At 49.8% G+C, this 25,314-nt stretch carries 23 protein-coding genes; 3 read left to right on the forward strand and 20 right to left on the reverse strand.

The genetic code is table 11. From position 1 onward, the window contains the following. Nucleotides 1-129: 129 nt before the first annotated feature. From PHQ58_RS13785 to PHQ58_RS13855, 15 genes are all read right to left on the reverse strand, one after another. Nucleotides 130-1,335: a glycosyltransferase gene (locus PHQ58_RS13785; RefSeq protein ID WP_300111844.1), complete on the reverse strand. Its 1,206-nt coding sequence runs from the start codon at nucleotides 1,333-1,335 to the stop codon at nucleotides 130-132. After that, nucleotides 1,328-2,494 (reverse strand): TIGR03088 family PEP-CTERM/XrtA system glycosyltransferase, encoded by a 1,167-nt coding sequence (locus tag PHQ58_RS13790; RefSeq protein WP_300111846.1) that lies wholly within the window; start codon nucleotides 2,492-2,494, stop codon nucleotides 1,328-1,330. Before PHQ58_RS13790 ends, PHQ58_RS13785 begins: the two co-directional genes overlap by 8 nt. Before the next feature lie 76 nt (nucleotides 2,495-2,570). Then, nucleotides 2,571-3,632 carry an acyltransferase family protein gene (locus PHQ58_RS13795; RefSeq protein ID WP_300111847.1) on the reverse strand — a complete coding sequence of 354 codons (1,062 nt, stop codon included), beginning with the start codon at nucleotides 3,630-3,632 and terminating at the stop codon, nucleotides 2,571-2,573. Nucleotides 3,633-3,795: 163 nt separating this feature from the next. Then, nucleotides 3,796-5,589 (reverse strand): hypothetical protein, encoded by a 1,794-nt coding sequence (locus PHQ58_RS13800; protein WP_300111848.1) that lies wholly within the window; start codon nucleotides 5,587-5,589, stop codon nucleotides 3,796-3,798. A 92-nt stretch (nucleotides 5,590-5,681) separates the two neighbouring features. Further along, the gene (locus PHQ58_RS13805) at nucleotides 5,682-6,050 is read right to left on the reverse strand and encodes a GtrA family protein (protein ID WP_300111850.1); all 369 of its coding nucleotides are present in this window, start codon (nucleotides 6,048-6,050) and stop codon (nucleotides 5,682-5,684) included. Between the two features lie 27 nt (nucleotides 6,051-6,077). Continuing rightward, nucleotides 6,078-7,016 carry a glycosyltransferase gene (locus tag PHQ58_RS13810; protein ID WP_367187323.1) on the reverse strand — a complete coding sequence of 313 codons (939 nt, stop codon included), beginning with the start codon at nucleotides 7,014-7,016 and terminating at the stop codon, nucleotides 6,078-6,080. A 458-nt stretch (nucleotides 7,017-7,474) separates the two neighbouring features. Then, a complete protein-coding gene (locus tag PHQ58_RS13815; protein ID WP_300111888.1) occupies nucleotides 7,475-8,434 on the reverse strand; it encodes an IS5 family transposase in 960 nt (319 codons plus the stop codon). A gap of 109 nt (nucleotides 8,435-8,543) precedes the next feature. Continuing rightward, nucleotides 8,544-10,112, reverse strand: coding sequence for a hypothetical protein (locus tag PHQ58_RS13820; RefSeq protein WP_300111851.1), 1,569 nt, complete (start codon nucleotides 10,110-10,112; stop codon nucleotides 8,544-8,546). A 186-nt stretch (nucleotides 10,113-10,298) separates the two neighbouring features. Then, complete coding sequence (locus PHQ58_RS13825) at nucleotides 10,299-10,691, reverse strand: GtrA family protein (RefSeq protein ID WP_300111853.1); 393 nt, start codon at nucleotides 10,689-10,691, stop codon at nucleotides 10,299-10,301. Then, a complete protein-coding gene (locus PHQ58_RS13830; protein ID WP_300111854.1) occupies nucleotides 10,691-11,620 on the reverse strand; it encodes a WxcM-like domain-containing protein in 930 nt (309 codons plus the stop codon). Before PHQ58_RS13830 ends, PHQ58_RS13825 begins: the two co-directional genes overlap by 1 nt. Beyond that, the gene (locus PHQ58_RS13835; RefSeq protein WP_367187324.1) at nucleotides 11,613-12,578 is read right to left on the reverse strand and encodes a glycosyltransferase family 2 protein; all 966 of its coding nucleotides are present in this window, start codon (nucleotides 12,576-12,578) and stop codon (nucleotides 11,613-11,615) included. The genes PHQ58_RS13830 and PHQ58_RS13835 overlap by 8 nt, the downstream gene beginning before the upstream one ends. After that, entirely contained in the window at nucleotides 12,572-13,660 is a 1,089-nt protein-coding gene (locus PHQ58_RS13840) for a DegT/DnrJ/EryC1/StrS aminotransferase family protein (protein WP_300111856.1), read from the reverse strand. The genes PHQ58_RS13835 and PHQ58_RS13840 overlap by 7 nt, the downstream gene beginning before the upstream one ends. 118 nt (nucleotides 13,661-13,778) lie before the next feature. Then, nucleotides 13,779-13,961: a hypothetical protein gene (locus PHQ58_RS13845; RefSeq protein WP_300111858.1), complete on the reverse strand. Its 183-nt coding sequence runs from the start codon at nucleotides 13,959-13,961 to the stop codon at nucleotides 13,779-13,781. A gap of 41 nt (nucleotides 13,962-14,002) precedes the next feature. Next, entirely contained in the window at nucleotides 14,003-15,148 is a 1,146-nt protein-coding gene (locus PHQ58_RS13850; RefSeq protein WP_300111861.1) for an acyltransferase, read from the reverse strand. 12 nt (nucleotides 15,149-15,160) lie between these two features. Next, nucleotides 15,161-15,517 (reverse strand): glycosyltransferase, encoded by a 357-nt coding sequence (locus tag PHQ58_RS13855; RefSeq protein WP_300111863.1) that lies wholly within the window; start codon nucleotides 15,515-15,517, stop codon nucleotides 15,161-15,163. Nucleotides 15,518-15,778: 261 nt separating this feature from the next. Between PHQ58_RS13855 and PHQ58_RS13860 the strand changes: the two genes are divergently transcribed. The 3 genes from PHQ58_RS13860 to PHQ58_RS13870 all read left to right on the forward strand — a co-directional run bounded on the left by PHQ58_RS13860 (nucleotide 15,779) and on the right by PHQ58_RS13870 (nucleotide 19,600). Beyond that, nucleotides 15,779-16,960 (forward strand): acyltransferase, encoded by a 1,182-nt coding sequence (locus PHQ58_RS13860; protein WP_300111865.1) that lies wholly within the window; start codon nucleotides 15,779-15,781, stop codon nucleotides 16,958-16,960. Between the two features lie 95 nt (nucleotides 16,961-17,055). Further along, complete coding sequence (locus tag PHQ58_RS13865; RefSeq protein ID WP_300111866.1) at nucleotides 17,056-18,549, forward strand: MBOAT family protein; 1,494 nt, start codon at nucleotides 17,056-17,058, stop codon at nucleotides 18,547-18,549. Between the two features lies 1 nt (nucleotide 18,550). Further along, on the forward strand, nucleotides 18,551-19,600 hold the full coding sequence (locus PHQ58_RS13870; protein ID WP_300111867.1) for a hypothetical protein: 1,050 nt from the start codon (nucleotides 18,551-18,553) through the stop codon (nucleotides 19,598-19,600). Between the two features lie 19 nt (nucleotides 19,601-19,619). On the opposite strand, the gene PHQ58_RS13875 is transcribed toward PHQ58_RS13870, so the two are convergent. From PHQ58_RS13875 to wecC, 5 genes are all read right to left on the reverse strand, one after another. Continuing rightward, nucleotides 19,620-20,501 (reverse strand): hypothetical protein, encoded by an 882-nt coding sequence (locus PHQ58_RS13875; protein WP_300111868.1) that lies wholly within the window; start codon nucleotides 20,499-20,501, stop codon nucleotides 19,620-19,622. A gap of 177 nt (nucleotides 20,502-20,678) precedes the next feature. Next, on the reverse strand, nucleotides 20,679-21,404 hold the full coding sequence (locus PHQ58_RS13880; RefSeq protein WP_300111870.1) for an FkbM family methyltransferase: 726 nt from the start codon (nucleotides 21,402-21,404) through the stop codon (nucleotides 20,679-20,681). 273 nt (nucleotides 21,405-21,677) lie between these two features. Then, the gene (locus tag PHQ58_RS13885) at nucleotides 21,678-22,715 is read right to left on the reverse strand and encodes a hypothetical protein (RefSeq protein ID WP_300111872.1); all 1,038 of its coding nucleotides are present in this window, start codon (nucleotides 22,713-22,715) and stop codon (nucleotides 21,678-21,680) included. 46 nt (nucleotides 22,716-22,761) lie between these two features. Then, nucleotides 22,762-23,976: a TIGR04063 family PEP-CTERM/XrtA system glycosyltransferase gene (locus PHQ58_RS13890; RefSeq protein WP_300111874.1), complete on the reverse strand. Its 1,215-nt coding sequence runs from the start codon at nucleotides 23,974-23,976 to the stop codon at nucleotides 22,762-22,764. A gap of 18 nt (nucleotides 23,977-23,994) precedes the next feature. After that, nucleotides 23,995-25,215, reverse strand: a complete 1,221-nt coding sequence (gene wecC / locus PHQ58_RS13895) for a UDP-N-acetyl-D-mannosamine dehydrogenase (RefSeq protein ID WP_300111876.1) — start codon at nucleotides 25,213-25,215, stop codon at nucleotides 23,995-23,997. Nucleotides 25,216-25,314: the final 99 nt, after the last annotated feature.

The following is a 25,314-nucleotide window of genomic DNA, read 5'->3' on the forward strand; positions in this document are numbered from 1 at the left end:
TCTCATTTTGTTTGGTCCGTTTTCTTAAAGGCAAACAAGCCCAAGTCAACAGACTCCCCACGCGACTTTTTGATGATTTTCCAGCACAAGTAAATCATCAATCCCAAGTCCAGCCAAAACAGCGCACCCTCAACCATTTTTCAAGTCCTTAAATTTTTGAGTCAGTATCGCTACCCGATGATCCCACGAGTTAGCCTGCGCGTAACGCGTTATCTGAGCAGCATTCCACGGTTTTAGCAGCGCCGCTGCGAGTGCTGTTTGCAGCGCGGCCTTGTCACCAAAGGGCACCACCGTGCCAAGGTCATCACTCACCACCACTTCTTTGTTGCCACCCACATCGGTGGTTACCACTGGCAAGCCGCACGCCATTGCCTCCAAAAACACGTTGGCCCAGCCTTCGTTGCTAGTGGCCAGCACAAAGACATCGGCAGCGCTCAATATGTCAGCCAACTGATGATGCGGCCTGGCACCCAAAAACTGCACATGTGCCTGCAGGCCCAGGGTTTGCACTTGTTGCTCTAGCTGGGAACGGTTGTTGCCCTCTGCGGTTGCCCCTCCCACTATCAAAAACTTGAGCCTGGCAAACTGGGTTACCAGTGCGGGCAGTAGCTCTATCACCCGGTGAAAGCCTTTGCGCTCTACCAGCCCCCCTACCGACACCAGCACCATATCTTCAGCCTGCAAGCCCAGCGCCTGGCGTGCCAGCAGTTTGTCTGCACGCTTAAACTTGGCAAGGTCTATGCCATTGCCAACCACTTGCAGCTTGGCTTCAGGCACACCCAGGCGGCGGGCCACCTTGCACAGGTCTTCTGACACACCAAAAACATGGCTTGCGCGCTGCAGCGCCACCTGCATACGGCCGCAAATGGCGGGGTCTTTGGCATGGCGGTGCTCGGTGCCGCGCAGTGTGATGGTGGTGGGCACGCCAAACCACTCGCCCAGCAATGTGGCTGCATAGCCATCCGGGTAGGTAAAGTGGGCATCAAGCACATCCAGGCGCTGCTGCTTCTTAAGCCGCCTGATAGTGGTCCAGGCACCTAGTGCCATCAGCACCCCGTCAAGGCGCTTCAACACACCCGGAAACGAGAGATACCTAGGTTGAAACACCTCAATGCCAGACTGCAACTCTTGCCGAGCCACTGGGGGCCTGAAATGTGGTCTGGCCAGCCGCAGCAGCCCCTGCAACGGAAACCACGGCTTGGGCGACACCACACACAAGTCAAGCTGTTGGGCCACGTTAAACATGCGCTCGCGTACAAATACACCCGCGTTAGGCTGCGCCTTGCTGGGGAATAGGCTTGAGAAAACAACAATTTTGGGTAATTTGTCAGTCACAGGCGTGCTTGGCCGAAAAGAGCCTATCGTAACGGCTGACCATACCCGCCAACGCAAACCGCTGTAGTGCGTGCTGGCGGGCCAAGCCACCGTGCTGCAAAGCCAGCGCCGGGTCAGCCATGTAAGCCCACAACGCCTGCGCCATGCCATCTACATCACCCGGCTGCACCAGTTGCCCGGTGCCACCCACCTCAACCAGATCGGGTGTGCCGCCCACCGCAGTGGCCACCGTGGGCAGGCCAGTGGCCATAGCTTCTTGCAAGGTGCAAGAGGTGCCCTCGGTCAGTGAGGGCAGCACAAAGCAATCCAGGCAGTGCAAAATGGCAGCGACATCTTGGCGTGCACCGGGCAACCAAGCCAGGTGCTGCACACAGGCGCTTGCCAAAATGCCTTCAACCTCATGGCGCAACGGCCCCTCACCCACGATGACCAGGCGGGCACGCGCTGCGGCTTGCGGGTGCGTGGCCAGTAGCCGGACAAATGCCTGAGCCAAAAATGGCTGGTTCTTTACCGTTTGCAGCCGTCCCACGGTACCTAGCAACCAATGCTGTCCTGGCACAAACGGGCAGCCTTCAGGTGCCTGCGGGTACGCAGTGGGTGCAAACACATCGGTATCGACACCGTTTGCAATCAGGCTGCGCCGTTGTGCTGGCACACCAATAGACTTTGCCAAATAATCGTCCAGGTCTTGGGACACTGATACATAGTGACTGACAAACGGGCGATAAAGCCGCCGCAACCGCTGATACTTTGGGTTGCGCCCCTGTGGGTCTTGAGCATCCCAGCCATGTTCGGCATGCACCCGCTGCGGTACCCCTGCAGCCCAGGCAATAGGCACAAGTTCTAGTGCTGCCAAATTGCAGGTGTGAACAACATCGGGCTTGAGCTGTCGAAACAGCCGCCATATCTTGGGGTAAAGCGGCACTGCGTGCCCAGGTGGCTTGTTCAACGCAATCAATTTCACGCCTGGATCCACAATGCGCTGTGCAAAATCACCAAAATCGGTAAGTGAAAGCAAAACGTGCTCAAACCGATCGGTGGGCAAACGATTAATCAACTGTACGATGATGTTTTCAAGCCCGCCAACCGAAAAGCTGTAAACCACATGAACGATGCGAATACGCTGACTAGATTTTTGAGGTGTGGTATTTATTGTCATAAATCACCAGCTTATTAGTGCCATTGAGTTATCTTCCGATTATCTGAATTTATTATTTTTCTTAACCTTGGCGCATTCAAACTTGATTTTTCTTCACTTGCCAAATTTTTAGCAATACTGCGCGCATTGGCCGCTTTTGCAACTCACACCAGTAACCAAGCGTTAGTGCTATCACAAAGGGCGCGATGATCATTGCTGCCGACATGTAACCGGTACGACCCGTGTTGCTTGCAACGGCGTTGATAATACCAATCACCGGCAAATGAAATAAATACAACGCCAGCGTAGAGCCAGAAAAAAAAGATAAGGGTCGTGCTATCCATGCGAAAAATCTGCCCAGCCACTGCGCGCCCTGCGACATCCCGTAGATGTGAACCGCAATGCACAAGCCAGTCAGGTACTTCCAGGGCAGGCTATCAGGCACGACGCCCAGGAATCTGGCTTTGCCAAGCGACGAATAGTCTGCCCACAACATAAAGGCAAGCAGCGCCAGGCTGCCCATGGCCACCAGCAGCCCAAATCGCCCAAGCTGCCGGTGCTTGAGGAGGTAATAGGCAGCAACGCCCAGCAACCAAACTGGCAGCAAAATCAAAATTTTTGGTCCTGCAATGGCGGCCCCAGCGACCGCAAACACAATGCGCCGCCAGCCATTCAATAACATGACGGCACCAAAAATAAAGTAGTACCAAAATTCATAGGGTATCGACCAATAGGCACCATCGCTTCCAAAGTGCTGATCCATACCCCAGGATTGGTTGAGCATGATGGCAGACAACACATACCCCGACACGGTGCCACCACCTGTTGCTGCATGCGCGTTCAAATAACTTTCAGCATTGATGGCCTGCCCGATGGCATCCAACACCACGGTGAGCAACATGGCTGGCAAGATCACTGAATAAAGTCTTGCAAGCCTTGCTGCTGCATAGACTGCCAGCGTCTGCTCGCGCTGGTCAGTGACGAAGGCAATGACAAAACCCGAGAGCACAAAAAACGCCATCACCGCCTCGTTACCAAAGTAAGTGAACGGCCAAAGGTAACCACCAACAAGATGGCCATGCCCCAAATGGCTCAACACAACCACAACAGCGCAGACGACGCGCATCAAGTCAAGGTAGGCAGAAAGTTGTCGGTTCATAGGTGCTGTAGCAGACTCATCTTCATAAAGTTTATAAACGTCTCAATTTCGGTCACCCCACACCACTTCATAAACCACTTCAATATTTGTAGCTAGTAGCGCTTGCTGCATAAGGGCTAGAGGCAATATTTTTACATAATTTAGTTGCCATATATCATTTTCACTACTCGTTATTCAGTTTCATTTTTTTGGCCTCGCAAAACTGATACGGAAAATCCATTTGGCCAATAAATGCCGAGTAAGTGCGACACGACTCCGTTGCCAGTTGGTACCCAAAGGCAATCAACTCCTGATTTGCCAACACCAAATAGTCTGCATTGCTCTCCTGAGATGTGGCTGCATCATTGATCAAGCGAGCTCGGCATGCGCCGCTCAAATCTGTGTCAATCGAAAACGCCTTGTACCGACTCATCTTAGCTGTGGCTCGACCAATTGCTGCGCATATGACGGGCTCTCTTGCAAAAGAATAAAAACCCAATTCGTGATTGAGTTGCACCAGCCGCATTGAGTTGAAATCTTGCAGTGCCTGGGCAATGACATAAACCTTGCCAGCACGCGCAGCTGTCTTTGCACGCACTAGTTTGTCATAGGCAGCAGTGCGAGGAAAATTGCCAGAGACACGGTAAACCGCGACCGCCGGCGGAAATTGGCTTAACAGCCAACTGTTGGGTGACCCATCCGCCGCAATCAAAACGGTGGCCGTTGAAGGTGACTCCATGGCTGGTAGATCTACTTTGTAAGCCTGGTCGCTCCAAGCCGCCCGCAGTCCAAAATTGGAATGTACGACCCCGCCCGACAAACTCCAAAGTGATACAAGCAATGTGATTGCAAGCGCCATTCGGTGTGCAATAAAAGCGCGGAATCCCAAATAGACAAACAGAGGCAACATCACCTCTATTGCGGTCATGTAACGGCCAATACTGAAAATCTTTAACCAGACAACATAACTGAGGCCACTAAAAATTAACAACCAAGTTGTGATCATTTCTGGTGCCAGCCAAACAAAAACGGAACCCCTAGCGCGCGCACGATGCCGCCACAGATTCCAGATGCCATCAGCTAGCCAGGTGAGCAGCACTGCAAATGTAGCCACCCAAAGATAGTTATAAATCGGCGCATCATGAATCCTCGCAGGGCGCAGCCCCATCCAAACTGGCCAAGCCAGCGTCTCAATAAGATTGACTGGCCCCCACCGTGTATCGATCACGGATGTTGCCGTGGCCAACTCTGATCGAAAATGCCCATTGAATTGCGGGAACAGTGGGTTGCCAAACTTTGCCCAAACCTCGTAAAACCACCACCCCGAGCTGGCCATAAAGCTGAATAGAACGCCACCAATGTAGAGCAACAAATTGCGCAGGCGCGCAGCGGTAGCCGCCGCTGGGATCAGGGCCAATGTGATAGCCATTGCCACTGCAAAAGGCGCATTTGTCAACTTGAGTCCAATTGCCAAACCCATGAGTAAACCGATCGAACCCGCAGGTGGCTGAACAATCACCTTTTGTTCACGCAGTTTCACACACCAATGACAAAGCAAATAGAGTCCTGACAATACAAGCGGTGAACTACTGCTGTCACCAGCCGAGGTACCAAGTTGGGCGATAAAACTGGCGTTTAAACAACCCAGCACTGCTAGCAGCATTGGACCAAACATAGCAGGGTTACCACCAGCTACAAAAACTGTGCGCGCAATCAAGAATACTAAAACCGCGTTAAAGCCATGAAAACTGCCGAGTAGGAATCCAACAAACCAAGGCGGTAAGTGCAGATTAAGCCAATAGACAGGCAGATCAATCAGTGGACTGAAGTAGGACTGAAGTTGTGCTGGCGCTAAATCAAGATCGAGCCGCCCTGCTAACAACGCATAGGGGTTATAAACATGGTAGTTGCGGGTGTCCCAGTTTGCATCTTGCCCAAGAAACACTGCGAGGCAACCAGACCCGAGGATGACTGCCATGCATACAAAAAAAACCGCAACTGTTTGCCGCCTCATTATTGCCCTTGCTTAATATGCCTAGCTAGTTAATATCGAAAAAGCAGGAAGGGATATTAATTAACAGGCAGTTTAAACGCAAATCGACGGTAAGCATGGAAACTGATAAACGTCTGAAATGCGGTTGCAATTATTATTGAGATGACAGGCGTTATATTGATGCTTATTAGCCATAAATAAATTAAATAATTAATAAGTGCCATCACCATTGCCACTAATATGTATCGCAAGGCCTCATCAGAGCTTCGCAAAGTTTTCACGTTGTAAGTAAATTGCCGATTTATCAGCCAGGTAAATACCATTGCACACGCAATAGAAGGAATACGCGCCAACCAAGGATTGACGCCGGAATAAACCAAAAAATAAGTAAGGCCTGCATCTATCAAAAAACCCAAACCACCCACTATAAGGAAACGGAAAAACATTACCAAGAAATAGCTATTTTATTGAAATTAAGAATTTGTCATATACCACATGCGCTTTTGCTCAAGCCGACCACGTGCCACACTATCTAAAATTAATCCACTTACCATGAAGACAACTGCAACCAATGTAATACCAGTTGCCAAGATGGCTGTTGGAAATCTTGGAACAAGACCTGTCTCAATATATGTAAATAAAAGTGGTAAAGCCAGAACAGTAGCGGTTATCAAAAGAAAAATTGCAAGCACACCAAAAAAGCGGGCCGGCCTGATCTCCTTAAATAAAATCAAAAAAGTAAACATGATCCTGAATGCGTCACGAAATGTTCGCAGCTTGCTGACAGAGCCTTCTTGGCGTGCACCATAGTCGGTGGGAAGTTCTGCAATGGGCATACGCAGCTGGCTGGCATGCACCGACATTTCAGTTTCAATTTCAAATCCACTTGATATTGCAGGGAAACTTTTTACAAATCGTCTAGAAAATATTCGGTAGCCTGAAAAAATATCAGTAAACAAAGGACCAAACAAGTTCCGATACATGCCATTAAAAAGGCGGTTGCCAAACCCATGCCCCATACGGTGTGCATTCTCATACACGTCACGTCGCGTCCCAACAACCATATCTAGATGCTCTTCAATGAGCTTTTTCACCATTTGTGGTGATGCTGTTGAGTCGTAGGTGCCATCCCCATCGGCCATCACGTACACATCGGCATCAATGTCTGAAAACATGCGCCTAACGACATTTCCCTTGCCAGGCCAATTTTCTGCACGGACCAGCGCGCCGGCTGCACGCGCCTCTTGCGACGTGTTGTCTGTAGAGCGGTTGTCGTAAACATAGATTTTTGCTTCGGGGAGCATCCGTCGGAAGTCCTCTACAACCTTGCGAATGGATAAACCTTCGTTGTAACAGGGCAAAAGCACTGCTACATTCATATGTGTTGTTTTAGTTGTTGATAGATCGTTCACTCTTCGCTCCCTTTATGACATTCAGTTTTCCACTATAAGTGAAAAAGATGAACTTACGGTTTACACCAGTTGCCGCCTCTTCTGTATTGATAGCGGAATAGTGCATGTTGTTGTTTCGACCACACTCTTGGTCCAGATGTGCTCGGCGACGTGTCAGTTTAGGCCATCCATTTTGCCAATCCAGCTTCCCCTCTTGCTTGCTTGGCGGTGCACAATTTAGAGTTTGCGAGATGGGCACGCTCAGCAACAGACACTTCTCTTGTCTTGACGCGGCTATTTGCTCTGATATTGTCACAGCCTAAGGAAGGTCTGATTAACTCACCGTCAAGTGAGTTATGTGGCCGTTGTTTTTCAAATCGTGAGATTTCACAAGAAATCTCCAAGAATTCCTGAGTTTTGGCGGCTGCTTTGGGCCTTTTCGGCCCCGCTCAGGGTCATCGCCCGGTTTTCGGGCGCACTCATGCTTTCGCGCCCATCAATTTGCCGCGCACCATCCACAAGTTGGACAGCGCAAACAAGGTGAAGAGTCGGGCTGTGTTCTTCTTCAAGCCCCGGTAGCGAACCTTGACAAAGCCGAATTGACGCTTGATCACCCGAAACGGATGTTCTACTTTGGCGCGAATGCCAGCTTTGAGCTTCTCTGCCTTGTCGATCAGAGCATCAGCCGGGTCATCCTTGTTGAGCGCTTTGCGTTTGCCTGGACGCATGGCAATTTGCCAGGACACCGCCTTGTCCGCATCGGCTCTTTTGTCAATGCCTTGGTAGCCAGCATCACCATAAGCCAGAGTCTCTTCACCGTGCAGCAGGCTGCTGCCTTCAACGACGTCATGCACGTTGCCGGAGGTGCCGCGTACGGTGTGCACCAGTCCTGAATCAGCATCTGCGCCAATGTGGGCTTTCATGCCAAAGTACCACTGGTTGCCCTTCTGGCTGGAGTGCATTTCTGGATCGCGGGCTTTGTCTTTGTTCTTGGTGGAGGTAGGTGCCGCTATCAGGGTGGCATAGACCACGGTGCCTGTCTTCAGGAGCAAGCCGCGCTGAGTAAGCAGGTTGTTGACCGCAGCCAGGATTTGCTCTGAGAGCTTGTGTTTTTCCAGGCGATGGCGAAACCTCAGGATGGTGCTCTCGTCTGGCAGGCGGGCAAATTCTTCAAGCTGGGCAAACTCACGGTACAGCGGGGTGTCAAAGAAGGCCTCTTCCATGCCCGGGTCTGACAGGGTGAACCAATGCTGCATGAAGTGGGTGCGCAGCATGGTTTGCAATGAAAACGGGGGGCGCCCAGTTTTACCTTCGGGGTAATACGGGGCAATTAGCTCAACCAGATCAGCCCACGGCACCACTTGCTCCATCTGCTCCAGGAACACTTGCTTGCGGGTCTTCTTGACGTTCAGGTTGAGATTCAAAGTGGCTTGTTTTATGCTACGTATTTTATAGCAAATGACGGGTCTATAAGCATAATTTGCGAGGAGTTATGCAGAGTTTCCCTAACCTCATACATACCCTGCCTTATACAAAGATTAATCTCTTTTATTTTAAAGTGTAGTTATAAAAATAAGGATCAAATACAAGAGTACCACTCGAAGATGAGATATAGTTTAAATTAATCCATTCATAAATCAACGGATGAATTTTACTATACTGAAAATTAACATTGCTATCAAGCGGATGATTTGAAAGAAATATATAATCCGGCTTATTATTATTTAATCTATTAATTTCATCCAGCTCAAACTTTGAACTCCTATTAATCAAGGAATATATCTCCCAGAGTGGCATTTTCTGACGGTAAATGGCGTGTAGACTAGGCATATCGGGCACCGCCAAGAAACTCTCATTTTTTTTCATTTTGTTTTCTATAACATCACTTGCCAAGTCTAACTTAGTTGAAATTTTGGGCCTTATATAGACATAATCCCCAGTAATCTCCGTTATAATATAAGGCTTTTTCAACAATGAAAAAGTGAAATAAGGTTGCGAATCAAGTGCTGCTATTATTGAAAAAACTAGTAGTAAAAATCCTAATAAAAATGCTCGGGGCCCTTTAAGATATCCTGCAATAATTAACAAACCCATTATGACTGGCAATATACCGAGACCGAGATGCACAGTATCAGCCCGAGAGAATGTGTAATGCGCATATGGTACAGATGTGACAATGATAGAAATCAACATTAACCGCATATCATCACCAGTTACCACATATCTATTTAATAGACTTAGCACCAAGACAATAGGAAATATTATCAATAATAAGAAAAACCCACCCGTTGTTATTAGTGTAGCGCTTGTAATTACACCAACCCCATCTAAATGTACCATCCAAGGCCAAGGTATAGGTAAGGCAATATTTGTGGCGGCATACTCAAAAAGCAAACGAATACTATTTAAAAATGCTATAAAAAAACCATCAATTGCCAACATCATCCAAATATTTGGTAAAAAACCTATAAAAATACCTATGCAAAAAAAACCAATCAGTTTTACGGTTTCTTTTATTGATTTCTCAAAAATTGAAATATGGGCAACAATAAGTAAAACCGAGAATCCGCCATATACACCATGATTTCTTCCTATGACTGCAGCAAGTCCGATACAAATACCACCTAAAAACCATACATGTGGTATGCGTCGTTTTAACATCGAAAAAATACAGGCCACTAGGATAACACTTACAGTATGATCATAAACTTTGTAATAAGGAAAAACCCACACAGTTAAAATGCATCCTATTAATAGCGCAAATGCCCAAAGCGCAAATCCTACTTTTTTACTGACTGAAAGGCATGCATAGACGCCAACGACTATGCCGATAGCTTGAAATATTACAGCACTTAGGCGTGCACCCCATATGCCATCATCCCCAACAAGCCACATGATTACTGCGGCCCAGTAGTACCGACCAATGTCGTAAGCCATAAAGTCGCGCATTGGTACTTCACCGCGCAGTACCCTCTGGGCCCCATACCAGTAGAAGCCTTCATCAGCCAAATCCAAACCATATCGCCATGTCATCAAAAACCAAATAACTGTTACTAAGCAACCGGCAGTAGTTGCAATTATTAGCCTTTCTTTGCGATTTGTCGGTACAGATGTCATTGCATTCCCATTTTTTAGATTAATAATTCATCACAAAGAGTCGAGTGAATGCCCTTGGTCTCTAGCCCATCGAACAAGGCGGTATCCTCCTGGCCAAGAAAGACTAAGCTAGACCTGTCAGCGGTGGACCATCACGCGTAACAACCGCTGTTGAATACCAGCTTTTTTAGACAGTGTTCCACTTAATCATCTGTCCGAAATTCCGGTTCCATTTCTAGGTGATGTCTTGAAAATTTTTCTGCTCGTTAAGAAAGTAATCGGAACGGTTAAAACGATTACCGCTGCCATAGCGAATTCCGGCGAGATATTCATTTTTCCTATCAGTATCCACATTAGCAATAGCCCTATCATGTATTGCAGCATATAAACAAAAGGAAACTTAAGGAAGGTGACAAGCGAACTACGCCTGCGAAATACGAAGCGGACGCTCAAGAAGTAAGAGATCACAACCCCAGTTGCATAGGCCAATGTATAAGCCACGGGATAGGGGGTAAATTGTGCTAATGCCACAAACAGTGCCCATCCAAGGATCGTATTGGCGGTCCCAACCAACAAAAAACGAATGAACTCACTTTTCATTAGCGCGCCTTTAAACTAAGCATTTTGAATACACCATAGTCGCGAATGTAGTCTGCTGCGTTGTAAAAGTCTGAAGCAAACACCAATAACACGGCGTCCGCCGAATATTTGTACTGCGTACCCCAAGTCATAGGCGGTAGATAGATGCCAAGGTTCGGGCGATCGAGTATGAATTCACACCGATGGGTACCGTCGTCGGCCACAACCGCGCAGCTACCGCGAACGCAGATCAGAAACTGGTGGCAAGTGTGGTGCGCATGCTCCCCGCGCACTTCACGGCTAGGAACGTCAAAAACTAAAAAATAGCGCTTTGCCGCGAACGGGATAGACCGATCAAACTCGCCCACAGACAAACTACCGCGCATATCTCGCACATGGGGCAGTTCGTGCAAGGTCACGCCATTAACATGCGATGTGGTCACCCCAGCCACCAACGCTGGTGCAGTTGCGACCGGAGCGTCCGAGCCCACATAGCCGACTATTCGCGCTGGGTTGCCCACAGCAATGGCGTTGGGCGGTACCGTGCGCGTCACCACAGCGCCTGCACCGACCATTGCATCGCTGCCAATCTCAATGCCGGGTAGCAGGGTGGCATTGGCGCCAATAGATGCGCCCTTGCGCACGATGGTTCGTTCGTATTTTTCGGGGTACGCCTTACTGCGCGGAAAGCGGTCATTGGAAAACGTTACGTTAGGTCCGATGAATACATCATCTTCCACTTGCAAGCCATCCCAAAGCTGTACACCGCACTTGATGGTTACCCGATCGCCTACCACCACGTCGTTTTCAATAAAAACACCATCGCAGAGATTGCAGTCACACCCGATCACCGCGCCAGGCAGAACATGTGCGAACGCCCATATGCGCGTGCCTTTGCCAACGTTCGTTGATTCGCAAAGCGCCTTTTTATGCACGAAGAAATTAGTCATGACAAACCTTTCCATCGTATTGTTGCAAGTCCATCACAACGGCAAGCGGACGACCCTTGGTATTCTCGAATGCCCGCCAGGCATAGTTGCCGATGATGCCAAGCCCAAGCGAGTTAAGCGCACCAAAAAACACAACGGTCAATAACGTTGCCGCATAACCGGGTACTGCTATGCCTCCAAAAATCTTGGCAACCAGCACGATGCAGCCCACCACCACCGACATCAGCACACCGAACAGGCCGAACACCGAAAGCACTCGGATTGGAAGGTCAGTAAACGAGAATACGCTATCAAGCAGGTAGGTCACTTTCTTCTTCAATGTCCATGCGCTTTTGCCGTGCTCGCGCTCGCGCCGCTGATACGCAACCTCTGAACGTCGAAAACCCAGCCAAAAAATCTGACCGACCAGCGATGAATTCGACTCGCCAAGTGTCAGAAGACGGTCGCGGAAAGCACGGTTACAACCGAAGACATCGACCCCCTTCTCGGGGATATCTTGGATTACAAAGCGCTTATATAACCGCCAAAACATATCGGATGCAAGTCGCGTACTAAGCGGATCCTGTCGATTCTCGCGACAGCCGACCACTACATCATATTGCCCTGTAATTAAACGGTCGAGGAACTCCACTGTGAGTTCTGGTGGCTCTTGCAGATCTGCAGCGATAACTGCAAAAAACTTGCCGGTGGCTGTCTGTAGGCCGCTGCGGATCGCAGCGAAAGACCCAAAGTTGCGCGAATGCATGAGCAATTGGGAGGTGAAGGGCGCGCCTGGCAACGCATGCGCCAGTAGTGCGTGGCTCTCGTCAGGACTACCGTCAACCACGAAGACTACCTCGACTGCGATCTGCCGCTCGGCACGCACGCGCAACGCAACTGTGGCCAACGCCGCCAAGAGATGAGGGATAGATTCAGCATTGCGATACACCGGTATCACGATAGAGAGACCTATCACCACGCGTTCACCTTCGCAATAACGTGCGCCACCTCAACATCTGTCATTTCCGGAAAACACGGAAGCGTCAAAATCTCATGACATAGCTGTTCTGTATTGGGCAATTGCACATGAGCATAGCGACTGCCAAATGCTGGTTGCAGATAATCTGGTATCGGGTAATGAACGTCTGTGGCGATATCACAAGTTTTAAGATGTTGTCTCAACGAATCCCTGTTTGCAGCCCGTAATGTATAAAGATGAGCGACGAACTCCTCACCATAGGTAGGTGACACCTTTATGCTGGAATGCGAGATAGATGCGCTGTAGCGTGTTGCAATCGATCTCCGCCGCACATTGGCCGCATCAAGATCAGGCAAAAATTCAGAAAGGACTGCTGCTTGTATTTCATCTAACCTGCTATTGCGCGCACCGGCTATTTCAACCTGATATTTATCCGACCAGCCATATTGCCGGAGTCGCTTCACACATTCAGCAACTTCGACATCATTAGTAACCACAGCGCCACCATCCCCAAGTGCCCCAAGATTCTTAGTTGGGTAAAAACTAAAGCTGGCCGCATCACCAAAAGTGCCGACACGATGACCATCCAACCTTGCACCATGAGATTGCGCACAGTCTTCGAGTAGCTTTACGTTCCGCGCACGACAGAGGGTTGCGATCTCTGTGATCTCAGGCACTGCTAGGCCGTAAAGATGAGTTACGACAATAGCTTTCACACCAGTGTCCAAAGCCCGCTGGACCTCACTCAATGTCACATTTCTTGACTCAACATTGACATCCAAAAACAATGGTTCTGCACCTATCGCCAACAATGCGGTGGTTGTGTACATCCCTGCATTAGCGACCGTTGCAACCAGATCCGCCTGCCCAACACCAAAGGCCTTCAAGGCCAGTTCGATAGCATCTGTGCCATTTGCAAGGCCAACACAGTGCGGTGCCCCGATATATGCCGCAAATGCTTTCTCAAAGGCAACGACTTCGGGCCCAAGCACGAACCATGAGCGATCCATTACGCGCCGAATGGCGTCATCGAGAAATGGTCTGGAATTAAGCAATCGCCGAGACAAATCATTTATTAACATATATAAGGTAATTTTTTTATTTGCTTATCAAAGCAAGGCATGAATTGAAAAGTTCATTAACCGACGGAATATTTTTTCCAAACCACGAATTCACTGCGCAAAAAAGACAGCTCCCATATCAGGGCTGGCCAGGATTTTTATTCTCGGACTTCATGATGGAGTGATATGGAATAAAGTCTATTAAATTCAAAAACTTAATGGCATTGCGTTCAAACTCACGCCAGTTTGTGCCACGATCGACAATATCTTGCAGACGAAGTCGCACGTTCGGAAGTAAGGATAACGTTGCCTTATTTGCCATTTAAAACTCCAGATATATTTCTGCTATTTTAAGCTTATAGATCAAATTGGTCGAGAATGTACCGTTTCAAAACGATGTTTGAGCTTTAGAAACTGACGTTCGAAAAGCTCGTAGGAAAGTACTGAAAGAAAAGTCGTCGCAGCGAAAGCGGCCAATGCACTGACCCAATATGACTCTGACTCGATTTGAGTCGCCACGCTACTTCCAATAGCTATCCCTAGCAAATGAAACACATAAAGTCCATAAGAAATTTTCCCAAGGTATCGCAACGGGCGTTCCTTCAGAAAACCGAGAAATGGCTCGTGTAAAGCTGCGGTCGTCAATGCCGCAGCGCCAACAGCGATGAGCGAGTAGACGATGACCTGATGAGTCCCGATCTCGTCGATTGGTGGCATCAAAGCTCCTGAAAATAGTGCAACTATGCCAACGATTACGATCATGATCCGCGCGAAGACCGGCGAGGGGGGACTTGGCCGCTTCACACCCAATGCGGTTCCAAGGAGAAGCGAATCCGCGCTAAATACGGATGTCCAAATCATCGGGTGAGGTGCTTGGAACAGAACGGCGAAAATGCGTACTCCAACGAACAGGACCCACAACGCAAAAAGTCCGCTCAACAAACGCGTTGGGATAGTAATCAGCCCAACTAAAAGCAATGGGAGAACGAGGTAAAACTGCTCTTCAAGCGAGATCGTCCACAAATGGGCAGTATGTGAAATCGGGTTGTACCCACGGAGTCCGGTGATGATGTTGTCAAGGAACATCATTAATCCGCCTAAACGGAACCACTCCGTCGGCAGTTGAGGTTGGCGATAGTATTGCAGGACGAAGGCACCAACACAAAATATGAAATACAGGGGCCAAATACGAAGCCCGCGTCGGATGTAGAAATTTCTGATCGAAATCGTTCCATTTGCATGTTGTTCGGCCCGCAGAATCGCAGTCAAGAGGTAGGCGCTTAGAAATAAGAAGACATGTACACCTACCCAACCTTGGTCATGCAATAGAGCAAGAATTGGCTCTGTTGATCGAGGCAAGTGATGAACAAACACCAACAAAAACGCGAAGAAACGAAGTCCGTCAAGTGTTGGGAAATACATCTTTTCAGATATGGCAATTAAATGTGCTGGCGGGAGACCCAGTTCTTGTGACTGTGGTGGTGAATTTGATTCGTAGGTTGTTTTCATAGCCGTTGAGTATCAATGAAGCCCTGTAGCCAGCGCTGGCACAATCCTAAGCCAACGGGTCATATAAAAAACCAACCCCGAAAAATTGCCTTTTACCATCAACTTGACCCCGATGTCGATCATCAAAAACATACGCCTGACTACGTTTCCCTTGCCAGGCCAATTTTCTGTGCGGTCCTGCGCACCGGCAGCGCGGGCCTCTTGCGTCGTGTTGTCGGTCGAGCGGTTATCGTAAACGTAGATTTTTGCTTCGGGGAGCATCCGTCGGAAGTCCTCTACAACCTTGCGAATGGATAAACCTTCGTTGTAACAGGGCAACAACACTGCTACAGTGATTGGGGCTGGTGCCGTGCCTTGAAGATTGTTCACTTTTCGCACCCTTCGGGAAATTTGAATGTGCAATATAAGCTAAAAATATGAACTTTCGGTGTAAGTGCGGCCGCCTCCTCCTCATTCAAAGAATGAACAGTGTATGTTGTTGTTTCAACCCCACGCTTGCACCAAACGCTAAGTCGATGAGGGAAGACTATTAAGATTGCAACTACCATCGCTTACAGTGGTCACAACTTGGACCATGAATTTCATGGACATACATGTTGATTTGTTCTTCAGAAGGAGTTGATAACAATAATGATTGTTGATCCGGTTGGTTTAATGCCTGCGATTGTTGCACTTATTGTTGCTGTTGCCACTTCGCTTGCTTTAACTAGGATATTCGGTGCGCCGCCAATTCAAGGGCGTTTCGTTTGTATTGACGGGTTACGGGGTTATCTTGCTTTTTTTGTATTTTTAGCTCATTCAAGCGTTTGGTATTTTTATTTACATACGGGTAAATGGGTTATACCGCCGTCTTTTTTGTATACGCATTTTGGGCAAAGTTCAGTCGCGTTGTTTTTCATGATCACTGGCTTTTTATTTTTTGGTAAGCTACTTAATGGTAGAACACGTCCTATAGATTGGTTGCAACTTTTCGTATCAAGACTTTTGAGATTAACGCCACTATATTTCATAGTAATAATTTTACTTTTTTTTGTCGTGGTTATTCTATCAAATGGTGTTTTAATTGAAACATCGCCAAAATTATTAAGAAATATCGTCGCGTGGTTAAGTTTTACAATATTTGGTGCACCAGACTTAAATGGCATTAAAAATACTTGGATTATAGTTGCTGGCGTGACTTGGTCATTGCCGTACGAATGGAAGTTTTATTTCTCACTACCTTTGATTGCAATTATTATAGGTTTGCGTCCACCAATTATTTACATTGGATTGAGTGTAATATTTCTTTGGTATTTTGAAGTATGGCTCGTTAATTTTCATTATTTGTCTTTTTTGAGTGGAATTTTTGCAGCACTTATTGTGCGCTCTGAAGTATTCTGTCGCCTTGCGAAGAATAGGTTTTTATCGCTGGTCGCTATTGGATGTCTCGCGGCAGTGTTATTTTTTCCAACAGCATATGAACTCGCACCGTTGGTATTGCTGACCGTATTTTTTGTGTTGGTTGCAGCAGGTAACAGCCTGTTTGGTGTGCTAATCGGTTCTGCGTCTCGGACCCTGGGTGAACTGGCTTATGGCATATATTTACTGCAAGGTATAAGCTTATTTTTGTTATTTAACTTTGTTCTAGGGCTGCCAGCCGCAAGAGCGTTAAGCGCTGCGCAGCATTGGATGGTGATCTGCGGTTTAACGCCAATTCTTATTACAGTGTGCTTTTTTGTGTTTCGGTATATTGAACACCCATTTATGCAGCAAACGCCAACGCTGACCGCTTGGCTACGCAGTCGTTGGTCTCGTGCGCAAGCGGCCATGTAATGTGTCCAAAATTCAACTCACAATTCACTCTTAATTTCATAGCTGCTAGCGCTTTAAAGGTAAGGGCTAGCGCACTATTTGATATATAAATAAGAATGCTCTTCACAACCGTCACGTTCATCTGCTACTTCTTGCCCATTGTGTGGGCAGGCTTTTTTGTGGTAGCGCGGTTCAGCAACAAGGCAGCTGCGTTTTGGCTGTTTGCCGCATCGGTGTTCTTTTATGGTTACTGGATGCCAGAGTTCACGCTGCTGCTGCTGGCATCCATCACTGGCAACTATCTGATTGGTGCCAAGATTGCATTGGCGGCAGATGCTGTGTTGCGTGGGCAGCTGGCGCGCAAAAAGGGCTGGCTGGTGCTGGGCGTTGTGGCCAACCTGGTTTTGTTGAGCTATTTCAAATACGCCAACTTCTTTATAGACAACCTCAATACCGTGCTGGGTGAAAGTTGGAGCATTGGCAAAGTCATTTTGCCCATTGGCATCTCGTTCTTTACCTTCACCCAAATTGCTTATCTGGTAGACACCTGGCAAAAGGGTGTCAGAGAGCACAACCCGGTGCATTACGGCTTGTTTGTCACCTACTTTCCGCACCTGATTGCAGGGCCAGTGTTGCACCATTCGCAAATGATGCCGCAGTTCAGGCAGGCAGATACCTACCGGTTTGATGCTGGCAATTTGATCGCCGGGTTGTGTATTTTTGCGTTGGGGCTATTCAAGAAAATTGTGCTGGCAGATGGCATTAGCCCGTATGCGGACCCGATCTTTCAGGCGGCAGATGCTGGCCTGGTGCCAGATATGCAAGAGGCCTGGCTGGGCGCGCTGGCTTACACGTTTCAGCTGTACTTTGACTTTTCGGGTTATTCGGACATGGCCATCGGCTTGTCGTGGATGTTTAACGTGCGGCTACCGTTTAACTTCAACTCACCCTACAAGGCGACCAACATCAGTGATTTTTGGCGACGCTGGCATATGACGCTGTCGCAATTTTTGCGTGACTACCTTTATATTGCGCTGGGTGGCAACCGGCATGGCGTTGTACGACGGTATGTGAACCTGATGGCCACCATGGTACTGGGTGGGCTGTGGCACGGGGCAAGCTGGTCGTTTATTGTTTGGGGGTTTTTGCACGGGCTGTATCTGGGTGTAAACCATGCCTTCAGGGCGCTGTGTGGCGAGCGTCTACTCAAGCAGCTAGCGACAAATCGGCTGTTTACGTTGGCGGCGTGGCTGCTGACGATGCTGGCCGTGGTGGTGGCCTGGGTAGTGTTCAGGGCCGAAACATTGCCGGGCGCGCTCAGGATGCTGCAGAGTATGGCCAACCTGACTCTGACCACACCAGAGCACATTTATCTTTGGAATGCGGGGTTGAATCTGCAGACTGGGATGTGGTGGTGTGGCGTTTTGGCAGTCTTGGCTTTTGTTGCGCCGGGCAGCAACAATATTGGCAACCAGTTGCTTAAGGTCAATCATGACCGGCCCGCCGTCAGGCCGTTTGTTTTGGGCGTTGCTTTGGCCGCTGTGGCGGTGTTGCTGGTGGTGAATGCCACACGCAAATCAGTCAGCGCTTTTATTTACTTCAATTTTTAGCATGGTCCGTACTCTAAGCTTATGGTCGGCTGGTGTGGTGAGCCTGGTGTTAGCGCTGGAGCTGCTGTGCCGGCTGCTGCCCGTGTCAACCTCCACCGAGACGGGTTATTACACCGACCCGCTGATCCTGACCTACCCGTCCAGGCACCGCTGGGTTGCGTCAACTGGGTGGGATTTGCGCAATGCCCAAACGCTGCGGGCGAATAACCTGGGCTATCCCGCTGACCGGGATTTTGTTCGCGACGAACGCGCGGTGGCGTTGATTGGTGACAGCTTTGTAGAGGCATCCATGTTGCCGGCCGCTGACCGGCCAGGTGCGCAACTCGCGCAGATGCTGGGCACGCGCCCGGTGTATGCAATGGGGGCGCCAGGCACGGCTTTGCTGGACTATGCCGAGCGCATTCGTTACGCGCATGAGAAGCTGGGCGTACGTGATTTTGTGGTTTTGATGGAGCGCGGCGATGTAAAGCAGTCGCTGTGTGGCTCGGGCAACGTTCATGGACCGTGCCTTGACCCCAAAACACTTGCGCCGCGCATTGCAACGCTGCCGCCGCCTGGCACAGCAAAACGGTGGCTGCGCCATTCAGCTCTGGCACAGTATTTAGCCAGCCAACTCCGGGTAACACCGCAAGCGTTGTTGGATCAATTGAAACCGAAATGGCTGCAGGCACCACACGCTACTGCGCAGCCAGTCGCAGTGCCGGCCGATACAGCAGTTTTGACAGACAGTGCCAAGCATGAAATAGACACGGTTGTGACAACGTTTTTTGAACGCATAAAACCACATGTGCAGGGAAAGCTGGTGGTGGTGTTGGACAGTGACCGTGTCGCTATGTACACAGGACAACTGAAGCCAGACCCGGCCCGGCAGCGCTTTATTAACTTGGCTAGGGGGGTGGGAGCTCTGGTGGTTGATACCGAACCGATCTTCGCCACGCATCTTGCGCAATCACCGCTGCGGCTGGATGTTGGGCCGTATGACGGGCATTTGAATGCGCTGGGCGTGGAACTTGTTGCCAGAAGCGCGAGTGCGGAGCTGATCAAACCGTAAAACAATAAAAACTGTACTGTTAATAAACAAAGCGACTCAACCCTAGCTTTGATGCACACGCATTCAAGTCAAAGTTAATGTCAATCTCGTCTGACTTGCTATCTGCCTTTTTATAATTTTTAACTGAAGTTATTGAATAATGTCCCTCGCTGACATAGCGTTCATTTATATCAATTACTTTGCCATGGAAATATCGCTTCCAGTACATGATGCCAGCTCCGTGATCCCAATTGTGCTCTTCACGGAAAACTTTCTCATCTTCAGGTGTGTTTGGATGTAGTCGAAAAGGCCTCCACCAGCCACAACCATTATCATATTGCAACTGGCTGGCTTCTTTGGTTGTACAGCCAATTAATTCCCAATATCGGTGCTGCTTAAATTTGAAAATATTTTTCAAGCCGCCTGTACTTTTGACCGCAGCCATCTCACCTTGTTTTAATTTATCAAATATTAATCCAATTTTTTCCAGTTTAGACATTCTGACAAGTAAATCTGAATGCCAAAAAGCGACCTTATCTGCCCAGAGGAAAGTGAATTCCATAGGAAAGTGCGGCCACATCGCTGTGTAGCCCAAGCCTGCGTTGAAATCAATCCCAATTGAACCTGGCAAGATAGTGGGCCTGTCAATCGTGCAAGCTGGGTCCCAACCTACAACTGGGGTGAAGCCTAGTTCCGCGACGGTTCTTTGCTGCAATTGACACCAACGATCATTGACGCACCAACAAAGCCAAAGCTTGCTTGCACCCTGAGTCTGTTTTTTCCACCCATCGGCCGCGATCTGAATGCGTTCCATGTTGCCATCAAATGCACCCCAATCGCCAGTACCGCCTCGTCCGTTACCACGTGCTAAATCCCAACCCGAAAACTTCGAGGCGGGATTCGTTTCAGTTTGCTGTTCCATCATTCAACTCCGTTTAACTTGTTTTTCACATTAACTTCTCAGGCCTAGGTGTGCTTCGAGCGTAGTTACCGAATTGTGTTTTACAAGCACTGTTTACATTCGTCAGCAGTGAGGATCTGGCTGAATTATTATTGATGAAAACGTGGCTATTTAGTGTCCTCCAAACTCCTGAGAACCTCAATTTTTTGCTGACCGCCATTCCCTGTTCAAGCAAAGACAGTCGAACTCTCTGACCCGCCCAGCAGCGTCCCTCGATACTGGATACATACCGAGCAGGTCAAACCCATTCGCGGTCAACAGCGCTAAGAATTCAGAAAAACTGGGCATGCTCTGGTAAATAGGCAAGAAAGAAACTTCAGTTTGTAGCAAAGGCACCTGCTTCAACCGATTCAATCCGCCTTCTATCACTGCACTGTCGTACCCCTGGGTATCAACCTTAACGAATGTCTTGGACCAATCAATGGGCAAATCTAGAGAATCAAGAGTTTGCAGATGAATGGTTTCAGTACCTACTACTGACATTCTCGAACTAGTCTCCCTTGGTTGCAACAATGAGCTCAACTCGCTCCCTGCCATGATGTTGATTTCCGTTGGGCCTATTTGGTTGCCAATGCCGATCTGGTGAAGCACCCAATCAGAGTCTCCAGCAGCAGCCTTATTCAATTCGACAAATGGCGCAGAACATGGCTCAAAAGAGTGTATAAGCCCACGAAAGCCGATGGAGCGCAACAATCGGCCGTACCCACCAATATTTGCACCAATATCAAGTACAGTAGAAATCTGAAGTTGCTTGAGTACTTTTTTTAAATGTCTATCATAAACATATTCTTGGCTGTAGGCCAAAGACAAAATATCATAACCAATTGCTTGCAATCCATTTTGAATTAATCGCGTGAATTTCAATCTACCCCCCTCAATTTAGGTTAAGGTATCGAAAATATATCTCTACCGCAAATCGAACCCGAAAAAATAAATAAATATGGTAATCCCTACGTCTTTGCCGGGGAGACAGTGAGGGTTTTACTTTTTCTTGGGTGTGGATGACCATCATGAAAACTCTCAATCGTTGGGAAAAGGGTCCAGGATCGAATTAGTCAGGGTGTGAAACTTGTGATAAGGACTGCCAGCGCAACGCTGGCACAACTCTAAGATGAGTATATGGCGTGGCGGGTTGGTTTATTGATCAAGCTTGCCGCTTTCACGCAGCCAGGTATCAGGACGCAAAGTAAAGTCCATTGGTGCCAGGTTACCCAGTCTGGACGCAGGTGCAAAGTGGTTTTCTTGGTGGTCTCCCGGCAAGTTCATGGTAAAAACACCGGCACCCACCAGCAAGTTGTTGCTGGTCATCAGCGTTGGCGGCCGTGGCAGTTTGTCGGCAAACACGTGCAAGAACCGGGCAGGCAGTACAGCCGCGTTATAAAAGGTGTTGTGTACCAGTTGCAGCCGGTTTTGTGGCCACACACCGCCTTCAGCGCCATAGGCCAGCAGGGTGTGGTTTTCGGTTGTTTTGCTTTGGCCCAGCACGTTGCCAACCAGCGTGACGGCGCCACCGTTCGGAAAATCTGCCTCATACGATGCGCTGCCGCTGTCGCCATCCACCAGCCAGTTGTAGCGGATGTCACTGGTGCGGGCGCGGCTTTTGAGTAAATGGCCAAAATACCCGTCATGAAAGCGGCTGCCCACCACGCTCAGGCGTGCAATGCGGCCAGCGTAAAGCAGGTGGGGTAAAGGTGACTTTTGCCTTGGTGCTTGTGCAAACAGGCTGCGTTCAATAGCCAGTTCTGTATCTGGCTGGTTGCCGGTCAGGATGCCCATTTGGTTGTCAACAAACACGCAATTGGTCAGGTGAAGCTTGCCCTGCTCAAAGCGAATGCCTGCACCGTTGCCGTCGGCCACCCGGGCACCGCGAAATTCAATGTTTGAGATGTTGAAGTCGCCGTTGCGGATCACCCAGATGGCTTTGCCCTCGGCGCTTTGACCTGCGGCATGGAGCACTGGGCGCGGGTTAAGACCTTGAATGGTCAGGTGTCTTTGCGTCCACACGGCAACATCACCCACATAGTTGCCAGATGCAATCAGCACCACATCGCCGTCCTTGGCCAGGCGTGCGGCCTCAGCTATGGTTTTGATCTGCTCGTGTGCACCCACATGCAAGACTGCGGCAGCGGCGGAAAAGGCAACACAAAAAAGCCAGATTGCAAGCAGTGTTGGCATGGGTATCGGCCGTTGATCCAAATGAATGTGTATTTTTTCGCTTTCACTACTCTCGCCGGGTAGCAGTAAGCTGCTCATACGGCCCCACGTAGTTGGCCACGCTGTTTTTCCAGTTGCGCACGTTTTCCACAAATTCACGGCCATTGGTTTTGAGCACGGGCCACAACGCAGGGTTGTTAAGCAGGCCCAGCAGGGCTTGCGCCAAAGCATCAGCACTGCCAGCCTTGAACAGCACGCCGGTTTTGTTGTGCTCAATCAGCTCCTTGTGGCCACCCACATCTGACGCCACAAACAGCTGGCCCTGTGCCATGGCCTCCAGCGGCTTCAGGGGGGTGACCAGCTCAGTGAGACGCATGGGGTGGCGCGGGTAGGCCAGCACGTGGATGAGGTCGTAGTACTTACTCACGTCCTGGTGCGGCACACGGCCCGAGAAGACCACCTTGTCGGCCACGCCAAGCTGCTGCGCCTGCTGGCGCAAGTTGGCTTCTTGCGAGCCGCCGCCCACCAGCAAGACTTTGATGTCTGGACGGGCTTTTAGCAGGGCAGGCAAGGCGTCCATGAGCAGGTCAAGCCCTTCATAGGCGTAAAAAGACCCGACAAAACCAATGACAGTGCAGCCTTGCAGGCCCAATTTGGCTTGCAGTGCCGGGTCTGGCGGGCTGGCCAGGTTGAACGCCTCGACGTTGACGGCGTTGGGGATGACGGTGACTTTGCAGCTGGCCACACCACGCGCCACGATGTCGGCACGCAGCCCTTCACAAATGGTAAAGACGTGGTCAGCGCGTTGAATTGCACGTGTTTCCAGTCCACGGGTGGCGCGATAACGCAGGCTGCCCTGATTGGTGGTGCCGTGGTCTACCGCAGCGTCTTCCCAGAAGGCGCGTATTTCATACACCACGGGTATGCCCAGCTGGCGGCCCACCTTGAGGGCTGGCAGCGCGTTAAGCACAGGCGAGTGGGCATGGATGATGTCAGGCTTGACCTGGCGGGCTACTTGATCCAGCCGCTGGCCCAGCGCTTTCATTAGGGCGACTTCACGTCCCACGGGCAGGTCAGCAAAGGGGCCGGTGCCCGCCGGGGTGCGGTAAAAGTGCAAGCCATCTACGTCTTCCTCAGGCGTAGCTACTGGTCCTTGTTTGGGCGACGTGATGTGAAAAGTTTCCCAGCCCAGCGCTCGCTGCTCACGCAACAGCGAGGCGGTGCGAAAGGTGTAACCGCTGTGCAGCGGAATGGAGTGGTCCAGAACGTGAAGAATGCGCATGGCTCAGGTCAACTCAGCTCAGCGCAGCACGCCCCGGGTATCAATCACCACCTTGTCCCTGATGGTGTCCAGATCGATCTCCTTGAACTCGGTGTGGTCCACCAGCAGCAGCAAAATGTCGGCCTCTTTAAGCAGCTGCTTCAGGTCAACCAATGGAAAGCTGACCTTGCTTGGCTGCACATTGGGATCGCACACCAAAATCTTGCCCACGTTTTGTTTGATGAGGTCTTTGACGATGTCAAGCGAGGGGGATTCGCGCATGTCGTCGATATTGGCCTTGAAGGTGATGCCCAGGCAGCCAATGACAGGCTCTTTGAAGCGGACGGCCTTGGCCTTGACTTTGTCAATGACCCAATGGGGTTTGGCGTCGTTGACTTCACGGGCGGTTTTGATAAGTTTGGCTTGCTCTGGCGCGCTGGAGACAATAAACCAGGGGTCTACGGCAATACAGTGGCCACCCACACCGGGGCCGGGTTGCAGGATGTTCACACGAGGATGGCGGTTGGCCAGGGCAATGGTTTCCCAAACGTTGATGCCCAGGTGGTCACAGATGACAGACAGTTCATTGGCAAAGGCGATGTTGACATCGCGAAACGAGTTTTCTACCAGCTTGGAGAGTTCGGCGGTTTTGCTGTCGGTGAGCAATATGGCGCCGTTGCAAAAGCTTTTGTAGAGTTCTTTGGCTTGTTCGTTGGCGGCTTTGTTAAGGCCACCCACTATGCGATCGTTGTCCACCAATTCACGCAATATATGGCCCGGCAACACACGCTCCGGGCAGTGGGCGCAGTTGATTTTGCCGGCCAGTTCAGGGCGGACTTCCACAATGGTTTTGTAGATGAATTCGGTGGTGCCCACGGGTGAGGTGGATTCAAGGATGACCAGGTTGCCCTCGCGCAGGTAGGGCACGATGGCGCGGGTGGCAGACTCAACATAGCTCAGGTCTGGGGCTTTGGGGTTGCCGTCGACCTCTTTGAACGGGGTGGGCACGGCAATGATGAAGGTGTCGCCCTCTTCCGGTGTGGTGGATGCCTTGAGGTTGCCGCTGTTGACGGCAGAGCGCACCAAGATGTCGAGGTCGGGCTCGATGATGTGGATGCGGCCACTGTTAATGGTGGCCACAGCACTTTCATTCACATCCACGCCCAGCACCTGGTGGCCTTTGGTGGCGAGCATGGAGGCGGTGGGCAGGCCGATGTAGCCCAGACCCATGACGACGATTTTTTGACTGAGACGTGCCATTTTTATTTTCCCTTTGTGCTTTCTTGCATGGATAAAACAGTTTGAAGAATCCGCCCCACGGCTTTTCCGTCGCCATAAGGGTTGTGGGCTTGCGACATG

It is taken from the genome of Rhodoferax sp. (genome assembly GCF_028688795.1).
Lineage (GTDB): Bacteria > Pseudomonadota > Gammaproteobacteria > Burkholderiales > Burkholderiaceae_C > Rhodoferax.

Coding starts and splice junctions, on each gene's coding strand:
- wecC (WP_300111876.1), bottom strand. CDS start 25,215: ATGGCACGTCTCAGTCAAAAAATCGTCGTCATGGGTCTGGGCTACATC.
- PHQ58_RS13795 (WP_300111847.1), bottom strand. CDS start 3,632: ATGAACCGACAACTTTCTGCCTACCTTGACTTGATGCGCGTCGTCTGC.
- PHQ58_RS13800 (WP_300111848.1), bottom strand. CDS start 5,589: ATGGCAGTCATCCTCGGGTCTGGTTGCCTCGCAGTGTTTCTTGGGCAA.
- PHQ58_RS13820 (WP_300111851.1), bottom strand. CDS start 10,112: ATGACATCTGTACCGACAAATCGCAAAGAAAGGCTAATAATTGCAACT.
- PHQ58_RS13875 (WP_300111868.1), bottom strand. CDS start 20,501: ATGGAACAGCAAACTGAAACGAATCCCGCCTCGAAGTTTTCGGGTTGG.
- PHQ58_RS13865 (WP_300111866.1), top strand. CDS start 17,056: ATGCTCTTCACAACCGTCACGTTCATCTGCTACTTCTTGCCCATTGTG.
- PHQ58_RS13885 (WP_300111872.1), bottom strand. CDS start 22,715: ATGCCAACACTGCTTGCAATCTGGCTTTTTTGTGTTGCCTTTTCCGCC.
- PHQ58_RS13860 (WP_300111865.1), top strand. CDS start 15,779: ATGATTGTTGATCCGGTTGGTTTAATGCCTGCGATTGTTGCACTTATT.
- PHQ58_RS13840 (WP_300111856.1), bottom strand. CDS start 13,660: ATGTTAATAAATGATTTGTCTCGGCGATTGCTTAATTCCAGACCATTT.
- PHQ58_RS13830 (WP_300111854.1), bottom strand. CDS start 11,620: ATGACTAATTTCTTCGTGCATAAAAAGGCGCTTTGCGAATCAACGAAC.
- PHQ58_RS13845 (WP_300111858.1), bottom strand. CDS start 13,961: ATGGCAAATAAGGCAACGTTATCCTTACTTCCGAACGTGCGACTTCGT.
- PHQ58_RS13870 (WP_300111867.1), top strand. CDS start 18,551: ATGGTCCGTACTCTAAGCTTATGGTCGGCTGGTGTGGTGAGCCTGGTG.
- PHQ58_RS13790 (WP_300111846.1), bottom strand. CDS start 2,494: ATGACAATAAATACCACACCTCAAAAATCTAGTCAGCGTATTCGCATC.
- PHQ58_RS13805 (WP_300111850.1), bottom strand. CDS start 6,050: ATGTTTTTCCGTTTCCTTATAGTGGGTGGTTTGGGTTTTTTGATAGAT.
- PHQ58_RS13890 (WP_300111874.1), bottom strand. CDS start 23,976: ATGCGCATTCTTCACGTTCTGGACCACTCCATTCCGCTGCACAGCGGT.
- PHQ58_RS13825 (WP_300111853.1), bottom strand. CDS start 10,691: ATGAAAAGTGAGTTCATTCGTTTTTTGTTGGTTGGGACCGCCAATACG.
- PHQ58_RS13850 (WP_300111861.1), bottom strand. CDS start 15,148: ATGAAAACAACCTACGAATCAAATTCACCACCACAGTCACAAGAACTG.